Origin of the sequence: Alloalcanivorax sp. C16-2, from assembly GCF_046507615.1 — a bacterium.
Taxonomy (GTDB): domain Bacteria; phylum Pseudomonadota; class Gammaproteobacteria; order Pseudomonadales; family Alcanivoracaceae; genus Alloalcanivorax; species Alloalcanivorax marinus_A.
This window is the reverse complement of sequence record NZ_JBKFTL010000001.1, coordinates 254,262-277,445: the sequence shown is the minus strand read 5'-3', so window position 1 is coordinate 277,445 and position 23,184 is coordinate 254,262. Positions and strand designations below refer to the sequence as shown.

At 63.2% G+C, this 23,184-nt stretch carries 20 protein-coding genes; 7 read left to right on the top strand and 13 right to left on the bottom strand.

Annotated elements, in window-relative coordinates; all coding sequences use genetic code 11:
* Positions 1-20 precede the first annotated feature (20 nt).
* From mnmE to rpmH, 4 genes are read right to left on the bottom strand one after another with little or no spacing between them, the layout of a single operon-like run.
* Positions 21-1,397, bottom strand: coding sequence for a tRNA uridine-5-carboxymethylaminomethyl(34) synthesis GTPase MnmE (mnmE, locus tag ACLD02_RS01320; RefSeq protein ID WP_203104234.1), 1,377 nt, complete (start codon positions 1,395-1,397; stop codon positions 21-23).
* Between the two features lie 58 nt (positions 1,398-1,455).
* Complete coding sequence (yidC, locus tag ACLD02_RS01315; RefSeq protein ID WP_203104236.1) at positions 1,456-3,195, bottom strand: membrane protein insertase YidC; 1,740 nt, start codon at positions 3,193-3,195, stop codon at positions 1,456-1,458.
* 42 nt (positions 3,196-3,237) lie between these two features.
* The gene (rnpA, locus tag ACLD02_RS01310; protein ID WP_410297742.1) at positions 3,238-3,624 is read right to left on the bottom strand and encodes a ribonuclease P protein component; all 387 of its coding nucleotides are present in this window, start codon (positions 3,622-3,624) and stop codon (positions 3,238-3,240) included.
* Between the two features lie 42 nt (positions 3,625-3,666).
* The gene (gene rpmH, locus ACLD02_RS01305) at positions 3,667-3,801 is read right to left on the bottom strand and encodes a 50S ribosomal protein L34 (protein WP_161382733.1); all 135 of its coding nucleotides are present in this window, start codon (positions 3,799-3,801) and stop codon (positions 3,667-3,669) included.
* 458 nt (positions 3,802-4,259) lie between these two features.
* Here rpmH and dnaA point away from each other — a divergent pair, with 458 nt between their 5' ends.
* Genes dnaA through gyrB form a run of 4 tightly spaced genes read left to right on the top strand, consistent with a single transcriptional unit; the run spans position 4,260 to position 10,360 of the window.
* A complete protein-coding gene (gene dnaA, locus ACLD02_RS01300) occupies positions 4,260-5,648 on the top strand; it encodes a chromosomal replication initiator protein DnaA (RefSeq protein WP_410297741.1) in 1,389 nt (462 codons plus the stop codon).
* 29 nt (positions 5,649-5,677) lie between these two features.
* Positions 5,678-6,778 carry a DNA polymerase III subunit beta gene (dnaN, locus tag ACLD02_RS01295; RefSeq protein ID WP_203104243.1) on the top strand — a complete coding sequence of 367 codons (1,101 nt, stop codon included), beginning with the start codon at positions 5,678-5,680 and terminating at the stop codon, positions 6,776-6,778.
* 57 nt (positions 6,779-6,835) lie between these two features.
* Positions 6,836-7,936 carry a DNA replication/repair protein RecF gene (recF, locus tag ACLD02_RS01290; RefSeq protein WP_203104245.1) on the top strand — a complete coding sequence of 367 codons (1,101 nt, stop codon included), beginning with the start codon at positions 6,836-6,838 and terminating at the stop codon, positions 7,934-7,936.
* 9 nt (positions 7,937-7,945) lie between these two features.
* Entirely contained in the window at positions 7,946-10,360 is a 2,415-nt protein-coding gene (gene gyrB, locus ACLD02_RS01285) for a DNA topoisomerase (ATP-hydrolyzing) subunit B (RefSeq protein ID WP_203104247.1), read from the top strand.
* Positions 10,361-10,425: 65 nt separating this feature from the next.
* On the opposite strand, the gene ACLD02_RS01280 is transcribed toward gyrB, so the two are convergent.
* The 7 genes from ACLD02_RS01280 to ACLD02_RS01250 form a co-directional block, all read right to left on the bottom strand.
* Positions 10,426-10,788 carry an H-NS family nucleoid-associated regulatory protein gene (locus ACLD02_RS01280; protein ID WP_203104249.1) on the bottom strand — a complete coding sequence of 121 codons (363 nt, stop codon included), beginning with the start codon at positions 10,786-10,788 and terminating at the stop codon, positions 10,426-10,428.
* A 73-nt stretch (positions 10,789-10,861) separates the two neighbouring features.
* Complete coding sequence (locus tag ACLD02_RS01275; RefSeq protein ID WP_203104251.1) at positions 10,862-11,623, bottom strand: lysophospholipid acyltransferase family protein; 762 nt, start codon at positions 11,621-11,623, stop codon at positions 10,862-10,864.
* Positions 11,620-12,174 carry a D-glycero-beta-D-manno-heptose 1,7-bisphosphate 7-phosphatase gene (gene gmhB / locus ACLD02_RS01270; RefSeq protein ID WP_203104253.1) on the bottom strand — a complete coding sequence of 185 codons (555 nt, stop codon included), beginning with the start codon at positions 12,172-12,174 and terminating at the stop codon, positions 11,620-11,622. Before gmhB ends, ACLD02_RS01275 begins: the two co-directional genes overlap by 4 nt.
* Before the next feature lie 13 nt (positions 12,175-12,187).
* A complete protein-coding gene (locus tag ACLD02_RS01265) occupies positions 12,188-12,982 on the bottom strand; it encodes an SDR family NAD(P)-dependent oxidoreductase (protein WP_410297740.1) in 795 nt (264 codons plus the stop codon).
* 61 nt (positions 12,983-13,043) lie between these two features.
* Positions 13,044-13,814 (bottom strand): GntR family transcriptional regulator, encoded by a 771-nt coding sequence (locus ACLD02_RS01260; protein ID WP_410297739.1) that lies wholly within the window; start codon positions 13,812-13,814, stop codon positions 13,044-13,046.
* Positions 13,811-14,704: a polysaccharide deacetylase family protein gene (locus tag ACLD02_RS01255; RefSeq protein WP_203104260.1), complete on the bottom strand. Its 894-nt coding sequence runs from the start codon at positions 14,702-14,704 to the stop codon at positions 13,811-13,813. The genes ACLD02_RS01260 and ACLD02_RS01255 overlap by 4 nt, the downstream gene beginning before the upstream one ends.
* Positions 14,701-15,135, bottom strand: a complete 435-nt coding sequence (locus ACLD02_RS01250; protein ID WP_410297738.1) for a nuclear transport factor 2 family protein — start codon at positions 15,133-15,135, stop codon at positions 14,701-14,703. The genes ACLD02_RS01255 and ACLD02_RS01250 overlap by 4 nt, the downstream gene beginning before the upstream one ends.
* Before the next feature lie 262 nt (positions 15,136-15,397).
* On the opposite strand from ACLD02_RS01250, the gene ACLD02_RS01245 reads away from it, so the two are divergent.
* From ACLD02_RS01245 to ACLD02_RS01235, 3 genes are read left to right on the top strand one after another with little or no spacing between them, the layout of a single operon-like run.
* The gene (locus ACLD02_RS01245) at positions 15,398-16,597 is read left to right on the top strand and encodes an ABC transporter substrate-binding protein (RefSeq protein ID WP_410297737.1); all 1,200 of its coding nucleotides are present in this window, start codon (positions 15,398-15,400) and stop codon (positions 16,595-16,597) included.
* A 15-nt stretch (positions 16,598-16,612) separates the two neighbouring features.
* Positions 16,613-17,497: a branched-chain amino acid ABC transporter permease gene (locus ACLD02_RS01240; protein ID WP_410297736.1), complete on the top strand. Its 885-nt coding sequence runs from the start codon at positions 16,613-16,615 to the stop codon at positions 17,495-17,497.
* A complete protein-coding gene (locus ACLD02_RS01235) occupies positions 17,494-19,962 on the top strand; it encodes an ATP-binding cassette domain-containing protein (RefSeq protein ID WP_410297735.1) in 2,469 nt (822 codons plus the stop codon). Before ACLD02_RS01240 ends, ACLD02_RS01235 begins: the two co-directional genes overlap by 4 nt.
* A 136-nt stretch (positions 19,963-20,098) precedes the next feature.
* Here the strand turns inward: ACLD02_RS01235 and glyS are convergent, their stop codons facing one another.
* Both glyS and glyQ read right to left on the bottom strand, forming a co-directional pair.
* Positions 20,099-22,177 carry a glycine--tRNA ligase subunit beta gene (gene glyS / locus ACLD02_RS01230; RefSeq protein WP_410297734.1) on the bottom strand — a complete coding sequence of 693 codons (2,079 nt, stop codon included), beginning with the start codon at positions 22,175-22,177 and terminating at the stop codon, positions 20,099-20,101.
* Complete coding sequence (gene glyQ, locus ACLD02_RS01225; protein ID WP_203104277.1) at positions 22,174-23,157, bottom strand: glycine--tRNA ligase subunit alpha; 984 nt, start codon at positions 23,155-23,157, stop codon at positions 22,174-22,176. Before glyQ ends, glyS begins: the two co-directional genes overlap by 4 nt.
* Positions 23,158-23,184 lie beyond the last annotated feature (27 nt).

Below are 23,184 nucleotides of genomic sequence, written 5' to 3'. Positions count from 1 at the left end.
ATATAAGATCGCCGCCCTGGTTATTTACCGATACAGAAGGAAGAAAAAATCCGGCCGAGAAGATCATCGGCGGTAAAGGCGCCCGTGATTTCCTCCAGCGCGTGCTGGGCGGCACGGAGATCCTCGGCGAGCAACTCACCGGCGGCGTGGGCGTGCAACTGGTCACGGCCCTTCGCCAGGGCCGCCAGGGCCTGTTCCAGGGCGGTGATGTGGCGGCGCCGGGCGGAGAAACGGCTTTGCCCGGTACCCTGGTAACCGGCGGCGGTCTTGAGATGGTCTCGCAGTTCCAGCAGGCCCTGGCCGGTGGCGGCGGACAGCACGAAGGTATCCGGCAGGTTCGGGTGCGGACCCGGCGCCAGACCGCTCAGGTCGGCTTTGTTGAGCACCCGGGTCACCGGCAGGTCAAGGCCATCCAGCTCTTTCTGGCTGCTCGGTAGCAACCCGGCCAGGTCATCCAGATTCACCCCCGCCTCCTGGGAATCCACCACTACCAACAGGCGATCCGCTTTGCGGATTTCCGCGAAGGCACGCCGGATACCTTCCTGTTCCACCCGGTCCGGACTCTCCCTCAGACCGGCGGTATCGATCAGGTTAAGGGGCAGCCCGTCCAGTTGGATCGCTTCACGCAGGACATCCCGGGTGGTGCCGGCCACCTCGGTGACGATGGCGGCCTCGTGGCCGGCCAGGGCGTTCATCAGGGAGGATTTGCCGGCATTGGGCTTGCCGGCGATTACCAAAGTCAGGCCTTCGCGTACCAGCCGGCCCTGGCGGGCACTGGCCAGCACCGCGCCGGCCTGGTCGATGACCCGGTCGAGATCGTCGGCGACACCGCCTTCGGAAAGAAAATCGATCTCTTCCTCCGGAAAATCGATGGCGGCCTCCACATAGATGCGCAACTGAATCAGTTGCTCGACCAGGGCGTTCACCTCACGGGAAAACGCCCCTTGCAAGGAATGCACCGCGGCGCGAGCGGATTCCCGGGTGCCGGCGTCGATCAGATCGGCGATGGCCTCCGCCTGAGTCAGGTCCATCTTGTCGTTGAGAAAGGCGCGCTGGGAGAACTCCCCGGCCCGGGCCGGCCGACCACCGTGGTGTACGCAGGCGGCCACCAGGGCGTCCAGGATCACCGGCCCACCGTGCCCCTGCAGCTCCACCACGTCTTCGCCGGTGAAGGAGCCCGGCGCCGGAAACCATAGCACCAGGCCCTCATCGATGGTCTCGCCATCCGGATCACTGAAGCGAGCGAAATGGGCGGTGCGCGGCGTCAGTTCACGATCACCGATCAAAGCCCCGGCAATCCGCCTGGCGTCCGGTCCGGACAAACGCACCACGCCTACTCCACCCCGACCAGGAGCGGTGGCGACAGCGACGATGGTATCCGGAGCGGTAACAGACATGAGGGAATTATACGCTGTGGGAGCGGCTAAAGCCGCTCCCATGCGTGGCGCGGATCGGTCAGCTTCCGCTTTCGATCTTGCGGGTGATTACGTATTGCTGACCAATGGACAACAGGTTGTTGGTCAGCCAGTACAGCACCAGACCGGCCGGGAACCACAGCATGAACACCGAGAAGATCAGCGGCATCCACTTCATAACCTGGGCCTGGGTGGGGTCCGCGGGAGTCGGGTTCAGGCGGGTCTGCAGGAACATGGACGCGCCCATCAGGATCGGCAGCACGAAGTACGGGTCCATCACCGACAGGTCATTGATCCACAGGAAGAATGGGGCCTGGCGCAGCTCCACGGATTCCAGCAGAACATAGTACAGGGAGATGAACACCGGCATCTGCACCAGCATCGGCAGACAGCCGCCCAGCGGATTGATCTTTTCGCGCTGGAACAGCTTCATGGTTTCCTGCTGCTGCTTCTGACGGTCGCTCTTGTATTCTTCCTTGATGCGCTGCATTTCCGGAGCCACCTTGCGCATCTTCGCCATGGAGCGATAGCTGGTGGCGCTGAGCTTGAAGAACAGCATCTTGATGATGAACGTCAGCAGGATGATGGCGACGCCCCAGTTGCCGACGCCAAACCCGAGATCCAGGTCCAGGCCAAACAGGTCCAGCTGGCCGCTTTGCAGGAACACCAGCACGTGGAAGATCGGCTGGGCGATGAACCACAGCCAGCCGTAGTCCACGGTCATGTTCAGGCCGGGGCTGATCGCCTGCAGATGGTCCTGAACCTTGGGGCCGGTGTAAAACTCGGCGTAGAACACCTTCTCCTCGCCCGGTGCCACTTCCTGGTTGCCGCCCACGAAGCGCAGCAGGTACTCGTCCCGGTTCTGGCGGTACACCGTGGAATAGGTGTAGCGGCCCTGCGCATCCGGCACCCAGGCGGACACAAAGTAGTGCTGGAGCATGGCGATCCAGCCGCCTTCCTGGGTCAGCTTGAGCGGGTCTTCCTGAATATCATCGAACGGCAGCTTGTTGTAGGGCTTTTCGGCGCTCCAGTAGGCGGCGCCCAGATAGGTCGGCATGGGGATGAAGCCCTGGGTGCTCTTGCCCGGGTCCTCGCTGCCGTCCCGCTTGATCTGGCCGTACAGGGCGCCCTGCCAGGGCTGATTGCCGTTATTGCGAACAATATGGCTGACCCGGACTAGGTAACTGCCACGCTCGAAGGTATAGCGTTTGATGATCCGTACACCACCGCCCTGATCCAGGGTCAGGTCCACGTTCAGTTCCTTTTCACCGTCGCCCAGGCTGTAGCTGGTACGGGCGGTGGACCAGGTAGGGCGTCCCTCGCGGGTATCGGTGCCGTTGGGGCCAACCAGCCCGCTCTGCGCCACATAGGTCCGGGTGGCGTCATTTTCCAGCAGCACGAAGGGTTGATCCGGTGTGTTGGCGTGGCGGGGGTATTCCGGTAGCGCCACTCGCACCACGTCGCCACCCACTGGATTGATCTCCAGTGTCAGCACGTCGGTCTTGACCTGGATACGGTCGGTCCCCTGTTCATCGGACCCGGCGGCATTACCGTCGTCAGCGGCGACGACGTCGGGCACCGCGCCGGGTTCCGGAGCGCTGTCCGGCTCGGGGAGCAGATGCTCCTCGTCCTGATCCGCGGCGGCGCCGTTATCGGGGGCGGAGGTCCGCTCCTGCACCACGGGGGTGTCCGGAGCCATGTAGTCCTGTTGCCAGGCCTGGATCAGCAGGTAGGAAACAACGGCGATGCCGGTGATCACTAACGCTCGGGGGATATCCATAGTCAGATTTAATTCTGGCGAGAAAAAGCGGACGGCAGTTTCTCAGTCTTGCCCTCGCTTGGCAAGCAGCTTGTCCAGCAGCCCGGCCAATAGCGGCGTGGCGCCACGGCCACCATCGGCGGGACTGGGAGCCCGTAACAGCACGATCAGATCCAGGCCGGCCAGCTCATATTGGCGTAGCCGGAACTGCTCCCGAGCGCGGCGCTTGAGCGCGCCACGATCCACCGCGCGGCGGGCGCGGCGGCGACCGACGACTAACCCGAGGCGGGCATGGGGCAAACCATTGCGGCGAGCAAGAATCAGGAAATGGCGGTCGGAGACCCGGTAGTCCGGGGCATCGAACACGGCCCGGAACCGGGCGCCGTCGACAAGGCGCTGTTCACGGGTGAAGAGAAGCGGGCGTGAATCGTCGGGCGCTGACCGGTGCACTATGGGAACAGTGACGGGAATCAGTCAGCGCCAGAGGCTGACTTATACCGTCAGCCGTTTACGGCCCTTGGCACGACGAGCGGCCAATACTTTACGGCCATTCTTGGTGGCCATACGGGCACGGAAACCGTGGTTGCGCTTACGCTTGATGTTGCTCGGCTGGAATGTCCGTTTCATGGCGTCATCCCCAAAAGTGGCTTGGTGGTCTAAGAGGGCGCGGATCATAGCCCTGGGGCGGGTTGCTGTCAATGCCCGTTTGAGGGGTGGGGGTCTGTTACCAATAGATTTATGAATTTAAATATTTTTTAGTAGTAGTGGTAATAGTAAGGGAAGGGCTTTTTTGTGGAAAAGTCTAAAAAAACGTTGAAAATCAACATTTTGTCATGTTGGTAACTGACGTATAACTGTGTGTAACCCCTGGTGACGACAGGCGGATAGTCTGTCAAAAGTTGTGGAATGAATTTGTTCATGGGGTTGTCCCCAGGGTTATGAGCCCGGTGGCGCACAGGGTTGTGGCCGTAGTTATCCACAGAGCGTGGGGGCGGAAAAACAGAGCCCAAGCTGTGGATAATCGACCGGGCGGGGGTATAGAATGCAACGTCTTGTTTTTCATGCATTCAGGCAAAGGCGGGGACGTGTCCGAGGAGCTTTGGCATCGCTGTTTGACGCGGCTGGAGGATGAATTGCCCTCGCAGCAATTCAATATGTGGATCCGGCCGCTGCAGGTGACGGCGTCGGCGAATGGCGGAGAACTCACCCTTTTCGCGCCCAATCGCTTCGTGGTCGACTGGGTTCGCGACAAATACCTGGAGCGTATCGGTGAAGTGCTGGGCGAGCTGCAAAGCGGTCCCCTGCCCCAGTTGCGCCTTGAGGTGGGCAGCTCCCGAGCGCCGACGGCCCCGATTCGTGCCCCGGCACCGGCGGAGCGTCGTGCTCCCCAAGCGGTCAGCGAGCCCCGTGCCAAGGCGGTGTCGCCGGAGCTGGGAGGCGCCGCGAAGCATCGCAGTAACCTCAATTCCAGCTTTACCTTCGTCACCTTCGTGGAAGGTAAGTCCAACCGCATGGCCTGCGCCGCCGCCCAACAGGTGGCGGAGAATCCGGCCAGCCATGGGTACAACCCGCTGCTGTTGTATGGTGGCGTGGGGTTGGGCAAGACCCACCTTATGCACGCGGTGGGCAATGAACTGCAGCGGCGCAATCCCAACGCCAAGGTGGTGTATCTGCACAGCGAGCGGTTCGTGGCGGACATGATCTCGGCGTTGCGCAACAAGACCATCAACGAGTTCAAACGCTTCTACCGGTCGGTGGACGCCTTGTTGATTGATGATATTCAATTTTTTGCAGGAAAGGAGCAGTCCCAGGAGGAGTTCTTCCATACCTTTAATGCTTTGCTGGAAAACGGCCAGCAGATCATCCTGACCTGCGACAAATTTCCCAAGGAAGTGGACGGTCTTGAGGAGCGCCTCAAGAGTCGGTTCGGCTGGGGGCTGTCCCAGCCGTTGGAACCGCCGGAGCTGGAAACCCGGGTGGCGATTCTCAAGAAGAAAGCGGAAGAGGCCCGGGTGGAACTGCCCGATGATGCCGCCTTCTTTATTGCGCAGCGTATCCGTTCCAACGTACGTGAACTGGAGGGGGCGCTACGCCGGGTGATTGCCCATGTGCGTTTCACCGGTGCCCAGATCGATATCGGCCTGATCAAGGAAGCGCTGAAGGACCTGATTGCCCTGCAGGCCCGGCAGATCAGTATCGACAATATCCAGCGCACCGTGGCGGAATACTACAAGATCAAGGTGCCGGATCTTCATTCACCGCGGCGCACCCGTTCCGTGGCCCGGCCCCGCCAGGTGGCGATGGCCCTGTCCAAGGAACTGACCAGCCACAGCCTGCCGGAGATCGGGGAGAGCTTCGGCGGCCGGGATCACACCACGGTCCTGCACGCCTGTCGCAAGGTGGCGGAATTGCGGGAATCGAACCCGGAAATAGAAGAAGATTACCAGAACCTCCTGCGGACGCTGACGTCCTGACGGATCAACTGATAACGGGAAAGCGAGTCATGAAATTCTCCATCAACCGTGAACAACTGCTCAAGCCGCTGCAGCAGGTCGCCGCGGTGGTCGAAAAACGCCAAACGCTACCGGTTCTGTCCAATGTGCTGATGGAAGTGGGCGACGGCCAGCTTTCCCTGACCGGCACCGACCTGGAGCTGGAGTTGGTGGCGCGGCTGCCGCTGGAGGGGGAACATCAGCCCGGGGAGACCACGGTGCCGGCGCGTAAGCTGGTGGATATCGCCAAGAGCCTGCCGGCGGAAGCGGACATCCGCTTCGAGCTCGACGGCGAGCGCATGCTGGTGCGCTCCGGTCGCAGCCGCTTCTCCCTGACCACCCTGCCGGCGTCCGAGTTTCCCAACCAGGAAGAGGACAGCAGTGGATCCGTGCTGGACATCGCGCCGTCCGCCCTGCGTGGCCTGATTGACCACACGGCGTTTTCCATGGCCCAGCAGGATGTGCGCTATTACCTCAATGGCATGCTGTTTGAGCTGCGCCCCGGCATGCTGAGGGCGGTCTCCACCGATGGTCATCGGCTGGCGCTTTGCGATGCCGCCATGGAGGGCCAGAGCGAGGAGGCCTCGGTGATCCTGCCGCGCAAGGGGGTGATGGAGCTGTCCCGGATTCTGGCCGATGCCGGTGAATCGGCGCGCCTCACCCTGGGCCGCAACCATGTGCGGATCATAGCGGGTTCGATCACCTTTACCTCCAAGCTGGTGGACGGCAAGTTCCCGGAATACGAGCGGGTGATTCCCAAGGACGGTTCCCGGATCGTACTGGCGGATCGGGAAACCCTGCGCCAGGCATTGGCCCGGGTGGCCATTCTTTCCAACGAGAAATACCGTGGGGTACGCGTTCAGCTGTCGGAAGGCAGCCTGCGCATCATTGCCAACAACCCGGAGCAGGAAGAGGCGGAGGAAGAAGTCTCCGTGGACTTCAACGGTGGCCCGCTGGAGATTGGCTTTAATGTGAGTTATCTGCTGGATGTGCTTAACACCATGGATGGCACCCAGGCACGGTTGGAACTGGGTGACAGTAACAGCAGCGCGCTGATCACCGATCCGGAGCATGAGGCGGCCCTTTATGTGGTCATGCCGATGCGCCTCTGATCCTCATTCTTTCCGGCCCGGCGGTCTCGCCGGGCCCCTGCCCTTCCTGCCCTCCTCATGCTCGCCGATCTGAGACTCACGGATTTCCGCAACTATCGGGAAGCCGAAATCGCGCCTGCCCCCGGTCTGAATATCATTCTCGGGGATAACGGCAGCGGCAAGACCAGCTTGCTGGAGGCGATCTATTTTATCGGCAGTGGTGGTCGTTCCTTCCGTGGCGGACGCCTTTCCCGTCTGGTCCGGGATGGGGCGCCGGCCGCCACCTTGTTTGCTCGGGTAGAACAGGGGGAGCATCGGCACCGTCTGGGTATCCGGCGAGCCCCCGGAGGCATCGAGTCTCTGAAGCTTAATGGCGCTACGCCGGGTGCCCTCAGTGACGTGGCCGCCCTGCTCCCGGTTCTGGCATTGCATCCCCAGTCGGTGGACCTGGTATTCGGGCCTTCCGCTTTGCGCCGCCGTTTTCTGGACTGGGGAATGTTCCACGTGGAACATTCTTTTCTGCCTATCTGGAAGGAGGCCAACGCGGCCCTCAAGCAGCGTAATGCTCTGTTGAGGTCCGGGAGGGTGACGCCTCGGGAATTACGTTACTGGGACCAGAAATTAGCCGCCAGTTCTGGTAGTATCGAACAGTTGCGCAGCGGCTATTTGAAGCGTCTCAAAGCCCATTGGCGGACGGTTCTGGCCATGCTGGCGCCGGAGTTGAAAAGCGACCTTTTCCTGCAAACCGGCCTGCGGGACGGCGAGTCCTACCTGGACGCACTCGCCCGCACTCGCGATGAAGATCTGCGTCGGGGGTTCACTCATACCGGGTTTCACCGCTCGGAATTGAAGATAACCGTCGGCGGCACCCTGGCCCGGGATCGTGTATCCCGGGGCCAGGCCAAAATTCTGGCCTACGGCCTGGTGCTGGCTCAGCTTCCTCTGATTGAGGAGGCGGGGAAAGTCTGCACGTTACTGGTGGATGATCTGGGCTCCGAGTTGGATCAAGAGCACAGAACTACCCTGCTTCGGTTTTTGGCGGGGGGAACTCACCAGACATTGATTACCGCGGTGGACCGGGTTCAACTGGCCCCCGCCGTGGACGAAAAGACGGGCGCAGCGGCCCGAATGTTCCACGTGGAACATGGCCGTGTTCAGCGGATATCGGACGATCCATAGGATAAAGAGATGGCGGAGAAAGATTACGATTCATCCAGTATCAAGGTGCTTAAAGGCCTGGATGCCGTTCGTAAACGTCCTGGCATGTACATCGGGGACACCGACGATGGCACCGGCTTGCACCACATGGTGTTCGAGATCGTCGATAACTCCATCGATGAGGCGCTGGCGGGCCATTGCTCTGAAATCCGGGTAACCATCCATGCGGATGAATCCGTCTCGGTATCGGACAACGGTCGCGGTATTCCCGTGGATATGCATCCGGAAGAAGGGGTCAGCGCTGCTCAGGTGATCATGACCGTACTTCACGCCGGGGGTAAGTTCGACGATAACTCCTATAAAGTCTCCGGTGGCCTGCACGGGGTGGGGGTGTCCGTGGTCAATGCTCTGTCCGAGCAGTTGAAGCTGACCATCCGCCGCCATGGCAAGGTGTACGAGCAGAGCTACCGCCACGGTGTGCCGGAGAAGGAGCTGGAAGTTGTCGGTACCACGGACAGCACCGGGACGGCGATCCACTTCCGCCCGTCGCCCGAGACCTTCACTAACATCCTGTTTCACTACGACATTCTGGCCAAGCGGCTACGGGAACTGAGCTTCCTGAATTCCGGTGTGCGTATCCATCTCAGTGATGAGCGCAGCGGTGACGAAGATGTGTTTCAGTACGACGGCGGCCTGAGTGCCTTCGTGACCTACCTCAACCGCAGCAAGAGTGCCCTCAACGAGGTGTTCCATTTCCAGATTGATCGCGAAGACGGGATCGGCGTGGAAGTGGCCATGCAGTGGAATGATTCCTACCAGGAAAACATCTTCTGCTTTACCAACAATATTCCCCAGCGAGATGGGGGTACCCATCTGGCGGGCTTTCGGGCCGCCCTGACCCGCAGCCTGAACAACTACATGGATCGGGAAGGCTACCTGAAAAAGGAAAAGGCCAACCCCACCGGGGATGACGCCCGCGAAGGCCTGACGGCGGTGATTTCGGTGAAGGTACCGGACCCCAAATTCTCCAGTCAGACCAAGGATAAGCTGGTCTCCTCCGAAGTGAAGACCGCGGTGGAGCAGACCATGGCCGAGCTGTTCCAGGATTACCTCCTTGAGCATCCCACCGAGGCCAAGGTGATCGTGCAGAAGATCATCGACGCGGCCCGCGCACGGGACGCCGCGCGCAAGGCCAGGGAAATGACCCGCCGCAAGGGGGCGCTGGACATCGCCGGCCTGCCCGGCAAGCTGGCGGACTGCCAGGAAAAGGACCCGGCGTTCTCGGAACTCTACATCGTGGAGGGTGATTCCGCGGGCGGTTCCGCCAAACAAGGCCGGGATCGCAAGTATCAGGCTATCCTGCCGCTCAAGGGTAAGATCCTGAACGTGGAGAAGGCGCGCTTTGATAAGATGCTCTCCTCCCAGGAAGTCGCCACCCTGATTACCGCTCTGGGTTGTGGCATCGGTCGGGATGAATATGACGCCGACAAACTGCGCTACCACCGAATCATCATCATGACCGACGCCGATGTGGATGGCTCCCATATTCGCACCCTCCTGCTCACCTTCTTCTTCCGGCAGATGCCGGAGATGATTGAGCGCGGCCATGTTTATATTGCCCAGCCGCCCCTCTACAAGGTGAAAAAGGGCAAGCAGGAAACCTATATCAAGGATGATCCGGCGCTGGAGGATTACCTTACTACCCTGGCCCTGGACAAGGCGGCCTTGTACCCCGGTAACGATGCGCCGCCGATCAGCGGCGAACCGTTGGCCAAGCTGATCGACGAATACCGTCAGGTGATGCGCATCGTCGACCGCCAGTCCCGCGTGTTCCCGGCGGTGGTGCTTGAACAGATGATCTATATGAGCTCCCTGGACGAGAAACGCCTGGCCGACCAGGCGGCCATGGACGATTGGTGTCAACGTTTGGGGGCCCGGGTGGATTCGCTCACCGATGGCACCCAGCACTTTACGGTGACCGCTGAAGCGGACCAGGAGCGCGGCCTGTATCTACCACGTGTGCAAGTGCTCGCTCACGGTATACCCCGTGAATACCGGGTGACTCTGGAATTTCTCCAGTCACCGGATTACGGGCGCATCAAGGGTCTCGGCGAGAAGCTGGAGGGCCTGCTGGCCGATGACGCGGCGGTGGAGCGGGGCGAAAGCCGCCGTCCCATCCGTCACTTCGCGGAGGCGCTGTCCTGGTTGATGCAGCAGGCCCGTCGGGGCACCAGCGTGCAGCGCTACAAAGGGCTGGGGGAAATGAACGCGGAGCAGTTGTGGGAAACCACCATGGACCCGGAATCCCGGCGCATGCTGCAGGTGACGGTGGAGGATGCCATCGCGGCGGATCAGATCTTCACTACCCTGATGGGCGATGACGTGGACCCCCGGCGTCAGTTCATCGAATCCAACGCGCTTCAGGTGTCCAATCTGGATATTTAAGGCGGGAGAACGGCGGCGGCGCAACCGTAACCGGTTGCGACCGCCGGACGGGCCGTTTTTGTTGCTTATACTTCGAATTCTTCCAGCTTGGCACCACTTTCCAGGGCGTCGCGCAGCCATACCGGGCGCTTGCCACGGCCGGTCCAGGTTTGGGATGCATCCCGCGGATTGCGGTATTTGATCTTGGCCGGTTTGCGCACGGCGGCTTTTTTCTTGCGGGTTGCCTTGCGCGCGGTGGTCTTCTTGCGGCTTTTGCTTTTCTCTTCCAGCAGGTCATCGACGGATACGCCCAGGTCCTTGGCGATCTTGTTGATCTCCGCCTGCGCGCTCTTCACGGCTTCCATGCGTTTCTTCTCGAGCTTGCGCTCGGCCTGCTTGATCAGTTTTTCCAGTTCGGCGACGGAATAATCGTCCAGGTTAATAGTCATTTCACGTGTTCCTTAAGGGGTTATAACGGACCATAACGCCGCTGACTGTAATTTTTATCCGGGGAAAAGGCAATTAGGGCTTTGTATTTTTGTTTAAATGTCCCGGATAATGATAAGTAATCCATTCCTGGGTCAGCCGGGTTACCGTTTTGGCGTCTTTATCGGTGGTATTAATGGGCGGGCTGATGCGCAGCACGATTTCGCCGGGAAAGCGCAACCAGGAGCGGGCCGGCCAGCAATCACCGCTATTGTGAACCACCGCCACCACGGGAACCTGATTACGGCACGCCAGCAAGGCGCCGCCGTGATTAAAATGGCCGAGCGTGCCTGGCGATTGTCGGGACCCTTCCGGATAGATCACTACCGGAATGCCACGGCCAAGCCGATCGGCGCCCTGCTCCAGAACCGCGCGCAGCGCCGCCCTGCCCTTGGTACGGTCAATCCGGATTGGATTAAGCAGCGCCACCCCCCAACCGAAAAACGGCAGCCACAGCAGCTCTCGTTTCAACACCGTGGCCTGCGGCGAGATCAGGAGCTGCAGGAAGAAGGTTTCCCAGCTGCTTTGGTGATTCGCCAATACCACCGCCGCCCCCCGGGGCAGGTTTTCACGCCCTTCCACGCGAATAGTCACCCCGTTCAAACGCTTCAACAGCGCCATGGCGAAAACCGTCCACAGGTTCACGAAACGGTAACGTCGCTCGAACGGTAAAAAAGGACCGATGATCACGCAGAAAATACTGTGGATGATACCGGCCAGATTATAGAGCACGAAAAAAAGAGCACTGCGAACGACAATACCGGGGGTTACCGGCTGGCGGTCGGCGGGAGGGTTCATGAATGGTCCTTGAGAAATACATCGACGAAATGGGCCAGCGAATCGTACACCGCCACTGGCCCGAGATCCTCGGGCAAGCCCTTTTCCAGGGTGCGACGGCCCTTTCCGGTACGCACCAACACCGGCTCGCAACCGCGCGCTTGGCCAGCCTGCAGGTCCCTCAGACTATCACCAACCAGGGGCACACCGGTTACCTCGCCATAATCGGCAACAATTTGGTCCAGCAGGCCCGGCTTCGGTTTGCGGCAATCGCAGCCGTCGTCGGGCCCGTGCGGACATACATAGATGCCGTCCAGGTGGGCGCCGGCTTCCGCTAGATGATCGCCCATGCGTTGGTGGATGGCGGCCAGGGTGGTGGCGTCGAAGTAACCCCGCGCCAACCCGGATTGATTGGTGGCCACCACCACCCGGTAACCGGCTTGATTGAGGCGGGCAATGGCCTCGGCGCTGCCGGGCAGCGGCCGCCATTCCGCCGGGCTTTTGATATAGGCGTCGGAGTCTTCATTGATGACCCCGTCTCGGTCGAGAATGACCAGTCTGTTGATACTCATGGCGGCGAGTATATCAGGCCATGGTATCGACGATGCCTCCTTCCACGCGCAAAGCGGCGCCGGTGGTGGCGGAGGCCTGGGGTGACGCCAGGTAAACGGCCATATTGGCCACCTCTTCCACGTCGGCCACCCTCTGGATGATGGAGCTGGGCCGGTTCTCGCGCACGAAACGCTCCTCCATCTCCTGCTCGGACACACCCTGCTCCTCGGCCATCTGTTTGAGCATCTTGCCAACCCCCTCGGAACGGGTCGGCCCGGGCAGGATGGCGTTCACCGTGACCCGGGTGCCGGCGAGTACCTTGGCCAGGCCCCGGGAGATGGACTGCACCGCGCTTTTGGTCATGCCGTAGTGAACCATCTCGGTGGGGATATTCAGCGCCGATTCGCTGGACAGGAATAATATCCGCCCCCAGTTTCTCTCCTTCATGCCACGGGCGTAATGGCGGGACAGGCGCACGGCGCTCATTACATTCACTTGGAAAAAGGTCTCCCAGTCTTCATCGGGAATCTCGAAAAAAGGCTTGGGCTGAAAAATACCCACATTATTAACCAGGATATGCGCGTCCGGATGGGCATCGATCAATGTCTGGCAGCCCTCCGCGGTGCCCAGGTCGGCGGCCACGCCGGCCACGGACGCCTCGGGTACGGCCTGCCGCAGCCGGGCGATGGCGTCATTGACGCGCTGTTCGGTACGACCGGTGATCACCACATCGGCGCCGGCTTGCGCCAATCCCTGCGCGATGCCGAAGCCGATGCCGGCGGTGGAACCGGAAACCACCGCCTTCTTGCCGGATAGATCAATACGCATGATGCCACTCCAACGATAATAAAAGGGGATACCGGGGAGGTGGCGATGGGGTGCTTCGATCTCAAGGGCCGGCGGCCAGGCCCAGCATGTCGGCCAGGCTCAGGTCGGTGTCTTCCTCCACCAGTTGGATGTGTGCCTCCAGGTCACGCAGATGCCGGTCCATCTCCCGGCGGGCGCCGCGCACGTCCCCTTTCTCCAGGCAATCCACCACCCGCTCATGCTCGTCGTGCTCGCAGGTGGCGTTGCCCGGCGGTTGAAACAACGCCACCACCAGGGAACAACGGGAAATCAGTTCCGACAGATAGCGCTGCAACATCGGATTGCGGGACAGCTCGCCGAGCCGGAGATGGAAGGCACTGGCCAGCCCCGCCCATTCGGTCTGGGCGTAACGGTGCATGGCGGCGTGCTCCTTGCGCAGCTGGCGGCGCAGCGAGGCGTAATCCGCCCGCGTGGCGTGCTCCACCACCAGTGGCAACACTGCCTCTTCCAGGGCGCGACGCGCCTCGAACAGCTTGCCCACTTCCTCCCGGCTGGGCATGGCGACAATGGCGCTACGGTTGGGTCTCAGTTCCACGATGTGATCGTGGGCGAGCCGTTGCAGTACCTTTTGCACCAGGGAGCGACCTACCCCGAACAGTTCGCACAGGGCCGCTTCGGGGAGTTTGGTGCCGGGCTTGAGCCGTTGCTCCATGACCCCGTCGACGATGGCGCCGTGGATGCGGTTTTCCTTCTCCGCCGGTGTTTCCCGGGCCGCCGGCGCCTGGCCGGCGAGCGCCTGGGGGCGCACCTTGGGTCGGCCCCGATTGCGGGTTCCGGGTCTGGTCTTGTTCATGAAAACAGACTGTCCATGTGGTCGCAGATCGCCCCCGGCGTGGTCAGCCAGAGCGCCTCGCGGTGGGCGATGATGTGTTTCAGGGCGCGACGCAGATGACGCAGCCGGTAGGGTTGACCCACCAGATACGGATGCAGGGCGATGCCCATCACCAGCGGTTGCCGCTCGGATTGTTCCAGCATTTCATCGAACTGATCCATGATCATATCGGCGAACGCCCGGGCGTCCAGCTTGCGGGCGATGATCATGGGGATGTCATTGATCTCCTGGGGATAGGGAATCGCCCACAGACCCCGACCGTCCCGGGTGGCCATGCGCACCGGCTGGTCATCGTGGCTCCAGTTCAGTGTATAGCGGTAGCCGGTCTCGGCGAGCAGGTCCGGCGTGATCCGCGATTCACCGATCCACGGCGATAGCCAGCCGGCCGGCGGCGAGCCGGCGTGATCCGCCAGGCGCTGGCGGCAGTAAACCAGCAGGGCCTGTTCGTCCGCTTCCTCCAGGGTGCCGGGGTAGTCGGCGTTGCTGTGACCGTGTCCAATCAGCTCATCACCCCGGGCCAGGCAGGCCTCCAGCAGTTCCGGGCAGTGATCGTAGAGGGCGGTGTTGGCGATGGTGCCGGTGGGCAGGCCCAGAGCATCGAACAGTTCCAGACAGCGCCAGGCTCCGACCCGGTTGCCGTATTCCCGCCAGGCGTAGTTGAGTACGTCGGGCTCCGCGAAGGCGGCGCCCAGCTTGGCGCCCATTCCCTCGCCGAACGCGAAATGCTCAAGGTTGAAGCCCAGGTACACGGCCAACCGCTTGCCACCGGGCCAGTGGTAGTCAGGCCGTTGGTGTATCGCTGAATAGTCGAAGCGGCCCGGGGCCGCCAGTGGCCCGAATCGGTCGCTCATTGCTTTGCCAGCCCGGCCCGGACCAGCAGCCATTCGGCGCTGTCGTTCCACACATCCATCTCCGTGATCAAACCGTCGCGGACCACGTATCGGTCCACGTAGCGGTTGCCTTCAAAAGGCGTGCCGTCCGGCCATTCGCCATACAGGGTGCCGATGTTGTAAACCACGGCACTTTCCAGGGTGCCGCCCTCCACCACCTCGGTGGCCTGGAAGCGTTTCTTGACCCAGGCGTAGCGCTGCCGGTTGAACGCCGTGCAGTCCGCCGGGGCGGCCATTTCGCGGTTGCCGGTGAAGCGGATCTGGAGCGTGTCGGCCACGTACTGGCGGGCGGTTTCCGGGTCCGGCTTCATCAGAATAACCAGGTAGGTATTCACCAGCGTGGCCGGGTCGCGAATCGGCTGGTCGCTGTTCCAGTCTGGTGCGTTGGTCATGATCGGGTCTCCATTCTGCCCCTTGTTCGTGCGTTGCGACTCGCCCGGAATGTCGGGAAAAGCCGTGCCGCCCGTCGGCGAACCGGGCCTCCGAGTGCCCGCGAACTCCGCATTTTTTGTCGACAATTAATGGTTTATGTGACGTCAGAAATTAAAGCAATTTACGTGCCCGGCCCGTGATCGTCGCAAGATGGCACGCGCCTTGCGTTGTGGGAGACGGGGCGAACGCCCGATCCATCCCATATCCGAAAGGGGGAATCCCATGTTGTGTACCGACAAAGGGTCACGTCTTAACAAAGGTTTGTTGGCCGCCGTGTTTACCGTGCTGCTGGCCATGCTGCCGTGGCGCGCCATGGCGGCGGAGCCGATCAAGATCGGCCTGATCACCGCCTTGTCCGGGCAATCCGCCCTGGCCGGCGAAGCCATCACCCGCGGCCTGCAAACCGCCATTGACGAGATCAACGCCAATGGCGGTCTGCTTGATGGCCGTGAACTGGTGCTGGTGCGCCGCGACGATGAGGCCAACCCGGCCAAGGGCGTGGTGGCCGCGCGCGAACTGATTCACAAGGAGAAGGTGGCGGTGCTGTTCGGTGGTCTGGACACACCGGTGTCCCTGGCCATCGTGCCGCTGGCTAACCAGGCCAGGGTGCCCTTCGTTGGGCCCTGGGCGGCGGGCACGCCGATCACCAAGAACGGCGCCGATCCCAACTTCGTGTTCCGTGTTTCCGCCATGGATGAGCTGGTGGACAAGGCCATGGTGGCCTACGCCCAGGAGAACTTCGGCTCCGAGAAATTCGGCCTGATGATGATCAACAACCCCTGGGGCGAATCGAACCAGAAAGGTCTGGTGGCGGCCCTGGACGAGAAAGGCATGGCGCCGGTGGCCAGCGAGAAATTCGACGGCGACGCCATCGACGTGGTGCCCCAGCTCACCCGGCTGCGTGACGCCGGCGCCGACACCATCGCCATGGTCGGCAACGTGGGCCCCTCCGCCCAGGTGGTGAAATCCCTGCGCCGCATGGGCTGGGACGTGCCCATCGTGTCCCACTGGGGCCCCGCCGGCGGTCGCTTCACCGAACTGGCCGGTCCCGGCGCGGAAAAAGTCCACTTCGTGCAGACCTACAGCTTCTTCGGCGAGCAGTCGCCGGTGGGCGAAAAGCTGATCGCCGCGCTCAAGGCCAAATACGACGATGTGGACGGCCCCGAGGACATTACCCCGGCGGTGGGCGTGGCCAACGCCTATGACGCCATGCACCTCACCGCTCTGGCGATCGAGAACGCCGGTTCCACCGAGGGTCCGGCGATCCGTGAAGGCTTCTTCGGCATCGACAGCTACCCCGGCCTGATCAAGACCTACCGGACGCCGTTCTCTCCGGAACAGCACGATGCCCTGGGGCCGGACGATTACGTGTGGGCGCAATTCATCGACAACCGAATCGTGCCGGTTGAACGGAACGACTGACGGAACGGGTTATCCATGGACACTCAGCTGATTTCGGCACTGATCAGTGGTCTCGGCATGGGCAGCATGTACGGCCTGATGGCGCTGGGCTTCTACATCACTTTCGCGGTGTCGGGCACGGTGAACTTCGCCCAGGGCAGCTCCATGATGCTGGGCGCGGTGCTTTGCTTCACCTTCGCCCAGACCCTGGGCTGGTCACTGTGGCTGGCGGTACCGGCGGCGCTGGCGCTGTGCGCGCTGTATGGCCTGCTGGTGGAACGGCTGGCGGTGCGGCCCTTCGTGCGCCGTGGCTCCGACGCCTGGCTGATGTCCACGGTGGCGCTGGGGATCGTCCTGGATAACCTGGTGATGCACACCTTTGGCAAGGAACCACGCAGCCTGCCTTCTTCCCTGGCGGTGTCGCCGGTGGAAGTGGGTGGCCAGGGCCTGGGTGTGTACCCCTTGCAACTGATCATTCCGCTGGTGGGGTTGGCGCTGGCCGCCGCCCTGCATCTGGTGGCGCGGCGTACCCGCTGGGGCACCGCGCTGCTCGCCACCAGCCAGAACCGGGACGCCGCGCGTCTCATGGGCATTCCCATCGGCCGCGCGGTGGCTGGCGCTTTCGCCCTGTCCACGGTGCTGGCCGGCGTTGCCGGCATGCTGATCGCGCCGCTCGCCAACGTGAACGCGGATATGGGCACCCTGTTCGGTTTGAAAGCCTTCTCGGTGGCCATTCTGGGCGGCATCACCAGCGCCTGGGGCGTGATGATCGCCGGCCTGCTGTTCGGCCTGGCGGAGAGCGGCATCACCGTGGCGCTGGGTTCGGGCTACACCCACATCATTACCTTCGCCCTGGTCATCGTCGCCCTGGCGTTGCGGCCCAATGGCCTGTTCGGCCGCGCGGAGGTGAAGAAAGTATGAGGCGCCTGTGGATTCCGGCCGGCCTGGTGGTGTTGGTGGCCGCCCTGGTGATGGTCTTCTCTCTCAATAGTTATTACGTCTATGTGCTCGCCAACGTGGCACTGATCGCTATCGTCGGCGTGGGTCTGAACGTGCTCATCGGTCTTACCGGTCAGATCTCGTTCGGCCATGTGGGTTTCTATGCCATCGGCGCCTACACCGTGGCCATTCTTACCAGCCAGGCGGGCTGGTCGTTCTGGCCGGCGTGGCTGGCCGGTGCCCTGGTGTCCACTCTGGCGGGGCTGCTGTTGGCGTTGCCGGCCCTGCGGGTAAAGGGGCCCTATCTGGCGATGATCACCATCGCCTTCAGCTTTATTGTTCAGCATGCGGTAATCGAGATGGAAGCACTCACCGGCGGGCAGAACGGCATCATGGGCATTGCCGCGCCCGCGCTGGCGGCGGACTGGAGCATTGAGCAGACCGTGGCGGTGATCGCTCTGCTGACGCTGGCGACGACCCTGGCGGCCTACGCGCTGCTCGCCCGGGGAACCTGGGGCGCCGCCATGCGGGCGGTGAAGGACAGTGAAACCGCCGCCGAGTCCGTGGGGCTGGGGCCGCTGGTGATCAAGACCGTGGCCTTCATGGTGTCGGCCGGTCTGGCCGGTCTGGCCGGTGGCCTGTTCGCGCCCCTGTCCGGGTTCGTCACACCGGACACGTTCAGTTTCATGCAATCGATTCTGTTCGTGCTGGTGGTGGTCGTGGGCGGTGCCGGCTCGGTGATCGGGCCGGTGCTGGGCGCGGTGATCCTGGGCCTGCTGCCGGAGCTGCTGGCTACTCTGGAGGCCTACCGGTTGTTGTTCTTCGGCGGGTTGCTGCTGGTGGTGCTGCTGGTGGCCCCCAACGGCTTGATGGGGCTGGTGAGCGGTCTGCGCCGGCATCGACCAAGGGCCGGCGCGGTGCCCGCCGACGCCGCCACGGCGGTGGCGGTCCGGGCGCGCCATGGGCTTGCTCTGAAGGGGCTGACCATGCGTTTCGGCGGCGTGCGGGCGGTGGATGATCTGTCCATGACCGTGCCGCCGGGGGCGGTCACCAGCCTGATCGGCCCCAACGGTGCCGGCAAGACCACGGTGCTGAACATGGTGAGCGGTTTCTACCCGCCCACCGAGGGCCGCTTCGCCCTGGGGGAACAGCCCTTGGCGGCGGGTCGCGCTTTCCGTATCGCCCGTCACGGGGTGGCGCGCACCTACCAGACCTCGCAGCTGTTCGACACCCTGACCGTGGCGGACAACGTGGCCCTGGCCGCCTGCCGGGGCAAGCTCGGAGGGTTGCTTGGCGCGCGTCGTTTCCTTGCCCCGGAGGCACGGGACCGGGCGGCGTCGCTGTTGGCGTTCTGCGGCTACCGGGGAGCACTGGATATCCCCGCCAGCCAGCTGCCCCATGTGGACCGGCGGCTGGTGGAAATCGCCCGGGCTCTGGCCATGGACCCGGATGCCCTGCTGTTGGACGAGCCGGCGGCGGGTCTGTCCCGGGAAGACACCGACCGCCTTGCCGACCTGCTGCATGCTATCGCCGACGCGGGCGTGGCGGTGATGGTGGTGGAGCACGACATGGAGCTGGTGATGAAGGTATCCGATCAGGTGGTGGTGCTGGACACCGGTCGGCTACTGGCCGCCGGTGAGCCGGAAACGGTGCGCGCCGACCCGGCGGTGCGCCGGGCCTATCTCGGCGAGGATCTGGATCAGGCCCGGCCGGTGGCGGATCGGCCGGCGCGTGGTGGGCCGGAATGGCTGGGCGTCAACCGGCTGGTGGCCGGGTACGGCGCCGAGCCCGTACTCCACGAGGTGAGCCTCAAGGTACGTGAAGGGGAAATGGTGGCCTTGCTGGGGGCCAATGGCGCGGGTAAGTCCACGTTGATGCGCGCGCTGGCCGGTCTTCATCCGGTGCAGGCCGGCGGTGTGCACCTGGATGGCCGTGCCCTGGAAAGAATGCCCGCCGAGGCCATCGTCAACCAGGGGTTGGTACTGGTGCCGGAGGGTCGTCAGGTGTTCCCTGAATTGTCGGTGCAGGACAACATCCGCTTGGGGGCGTTTCTGTGTCCCCAGGATCGGGAGGTGCGTCTGGAAGAAATGTTCGAGCGCTTCCCGCGTCTGCGCGAGCGGCGTCATCAACGTGCCGGTTTGCTGTCCGGTGGCGAGCAGCAGATGCTGGCGGTGGCTCGCGGTCTGATGAGCCGGCCCCGGGTGCTGCTGCTGGATGAGCCCTCCCTGGGGCTGGCGCCGAAGATCATCGATGAGTTGTTCACGGCGTTGGATCGGTTGCGCCGGGAGGACATGACCATCGTGCTGGTGGATCAGATGGCGGCCCTGGCGTTGTCCCTGGCGGATCGCGCCTATGTGATCGAAGGAGGCCGGGTAATGGCGGAGGGCACCGCCAAGGAAATTGCCGCCAGCCCGGAATTGGCGGACGCTTACTTGGGGGCGGGGTAACGCCGGACGCCGGACGCCGGACGCTTTAACCCGGGCCTGAAAGCCCGGGTGTGTTCTCTGCGAGCCTGCAGGAAACACACCGGACCGATCCGATTCCGGGGTTTAGCGTCCAGCTTCCGGCGTCCGGCGTCCGGCGTCACTCCTGCAAAAGGCTGATGTCCGCCACGTTCAGGAACAGATCGCGCAGGAAGCTGAGCAGAGCCAGCCGGTTACCGCGCACCGCCGGGTCCTCGGCCATCACCATGACGTCCTCGAAGAAGGCGTCCACCGGTTCGCGCAGCTTGGCCAGCAGGGCCAGCACCGCTTCGTAGTTGCCTTCTTCCAGCAGCGGCTCGCTGCGCTCGTAGGCGTTCACCACCAGGTCGGTGAGGGTCTGTTCCGCTTCATCCTCCAGCAGAGCGCCGTCGATTTCCTCCGGCGGTGCTTCCTCCAGCTTGGCGAGAATGTTGGAGACCCGCTTGTTGGCGGCGGCCAGGGCGGCGGCTTCCTCGCGCTGCTGGAAAGCGGCCACCGCTTTCACGCGGCGGTCGAAGTCAAGCGGCCTGCGGCAGGCGTCGTCGATGGCCAGCACCGACTGGATCACCGGGGTCGCGATGCCCTGCTCCTGGTACATGGCCCGGTAACGACCCTTGACGAAATCGAAGGCCTCGTCCACCCGGGCGGCGTCGATGCGCCCTTCCAACTGGCCGGCGGCCTGTTCCAGCAGCTCGCGCAGATCCAGGGCCAGCCCGTTCTCGATGATGATGCGCAAAATGCCCAGGGTGGCCCGGCGCAGCGCATAGGGGTCCTTGGTGCCGGTGGGGGTCTGACCGATGCCGAAGATGCCCACCAGGGTGTCGATCTTGTCCGCCAGGGAGACCGCCTGGCCGGTTTTGGTTTCCGGCAGGGCGTCGCCGGCGAAGCGCGGCAGATACTGCTCGTGCAGGGCTTCCGCCAGTTCCTCCGGCAATCCTTCGTTGCGCGCCAGGTAATAGCCCATGATGCCCTGCATGGTGTCGAACTCGTAGACCATCTCGCTGTTGAGGTCGGCCTTGCTGAGGGCACCGGCGCGGCGCGCCAGTTGTTCGTCGCCGCCGATCCGGTTGGCGATCACGCCGGCCAGGGCAGCAATGCGTTCGCACTTGTCCGCCAGGGTGCCGAGCTGCTGCTGGAATACCACCTGGGCCAGGCCCTGGGCATGTTGCTCCAGCGGTTTCTTGCAGTCGTTGTCGTAGAAGAAGGCGGCGTCCGCCAGACGCGGGCGAATCACCTTCTCGTTACCGGCGGACACCTGGGCCGGGTCCCGGGACTCGATGTTGCTGATGGTAATGAAGTGGGGCATCAGCTTGCCGTCGGCGTCGAGCACGGAGAAGTATTTCTGGTGCTCCTCCATGGCACTGATCAGCGCTTCCTGGGGCACGCGCAGGAAATCGTCGTCGAAGCGCCCGGCCAGGGCCACCGGCCATTCCACCAGGGCGGTGACCTCGTCGAGCAGGTCGTCGTCGATGCGCGCCCGACCGCCGGCATCGCGCCCGGCCTGTTCCGCCTGCTGGCGGATCATTTCCCGGCGGCGACCGAAATCGGCGATCACCTTGCCATCCTGCTCCAGGCGAGTGGCGTAGTCGCCGGCCTCGGCCAGCTCGATGGCCTGGGGGGCGTGGAAACGGTGGCCATGGGTGGCGCGACCGGACTGCTGGTCCAGCAGTTCGAAGTCGATGACTTCCTTGCCGAACAGCGCCACCAGCCAGTGCGCCGGGCGCACGAACTGCACCTTGCGACGCCCCCAGCGCATGCGCTTGGGAATCGGCAGCTTGCTTACCGCCTGGGCGACGAACTCCGGCACCAGTTCCGCGGTGGCGCGGCCGGTCTCCTCCAGGCGCGCGAACAGGCGCTCGCCCTTGTCGGTTTGCTGGCGGTCGAGCTGGTCCACGGACAGGCCCACCGAGGCGGCGAAACCCTGGGCGGCCTTGGTGGGATTGCCGTCGCCGTCGAAGGCGGCCTGCACCGCCGGGCCCAGGCGTTCCACCTGGCGGTCCGGCTGTTTGGCGTCCAGGTCGCGCACCAGTACCGCCAGGCGGCGCGGCGCGGCGAAGCTCTCCACGGCGCCGTGGCCGAGGCCGGCCTCGTCGAGCTGGCGCACCAGCTCCTCGGTGAGGGCGGCGCTCAGGGTGGGCAGTGCCTTGGGCGGCAGTTCCTCGGTGCCCAGTTCGATCAGCAGATCCCGTTGTTCGCTCATGCCTTGCTCCCCTTCTTCTTGGCCGCCTTCTGCTCTTGTTGCCGGAGCTGGGTTTCCACCTCCTCGCGGATGTCGTCGTCGGCCATCGGGAAGCCCAGTTTGCGGCGCGCGTCAAAATAGGCCTGGGCCACGGCCCGGGCCAGGGTGCGCACGCGCAGAATGAAACGCTGACGCTCGGTGACCGAAATCGCCTTGCGCGCGTCCAGCAGGTTGAAGGTGTGGGAGGCCTTGAGCACGTACTCGTAGGCCGGCAGGGGCAGCCCCGCCTCGATCAGCTTGGTGGATTCGCTTTCGAACAGATCGAACTGCTGGAACAGCGCTTCCACGTTGGCGTATTCGAAGTTGAAGGTGGACATTTCCACCTCGTTCTGCAGGAACACATCGCCGTAGGTCACGGTCCCCGAGGGTCCTTTGGACCACACCAGGTCGTACACCGAGTCGACGCCCTGAATGTACATGGCCAGCCGTTCCAGGCCGTAGGTGATTTCGCCGGTCACCGGGTAGCAGTCGATGCCGCCGACCTGCTGGAAGTAGGTGAACTGGGTCACTTCCATGCCGTTGAGCCAGACTTCCCAGCCCAGGCCCCAGGCGCCCAGGGTCGGTGATTCCCAGTTGTCCTCGACGAAACGGATGTCATGCACCAACGGATCGAAACCGAGCAGGCGTAGCGAACCCAGGTACAATTCCTGGATATTGTCCGGGGAAGGTTTGAGCACCACCTGGAACTGGTAATAATGCTGCAGCCGGTTGGGGTTCTCGCCGTAGCGGCCGTCGGTGGGCCGCCGGGAGGGCTGCACATAGGCGCTGTTCCAGTTCTCCGGGCCGATGGCGCGCAGGAAGGTGCTGGGGTGGAAGGTCCCCGCGCCCACTTCCATGTCCAGGGGCTGCACCACCACGCAGCCCTGCTCCGCCCAATATTGCTGCAGGGCCAGAATCAGGCCCTGGAAAGTGCTTACGTCCGCTTGCGGTTGGTCCGCCATGGTTGATCCCGTTGTTCGTTCCGATCG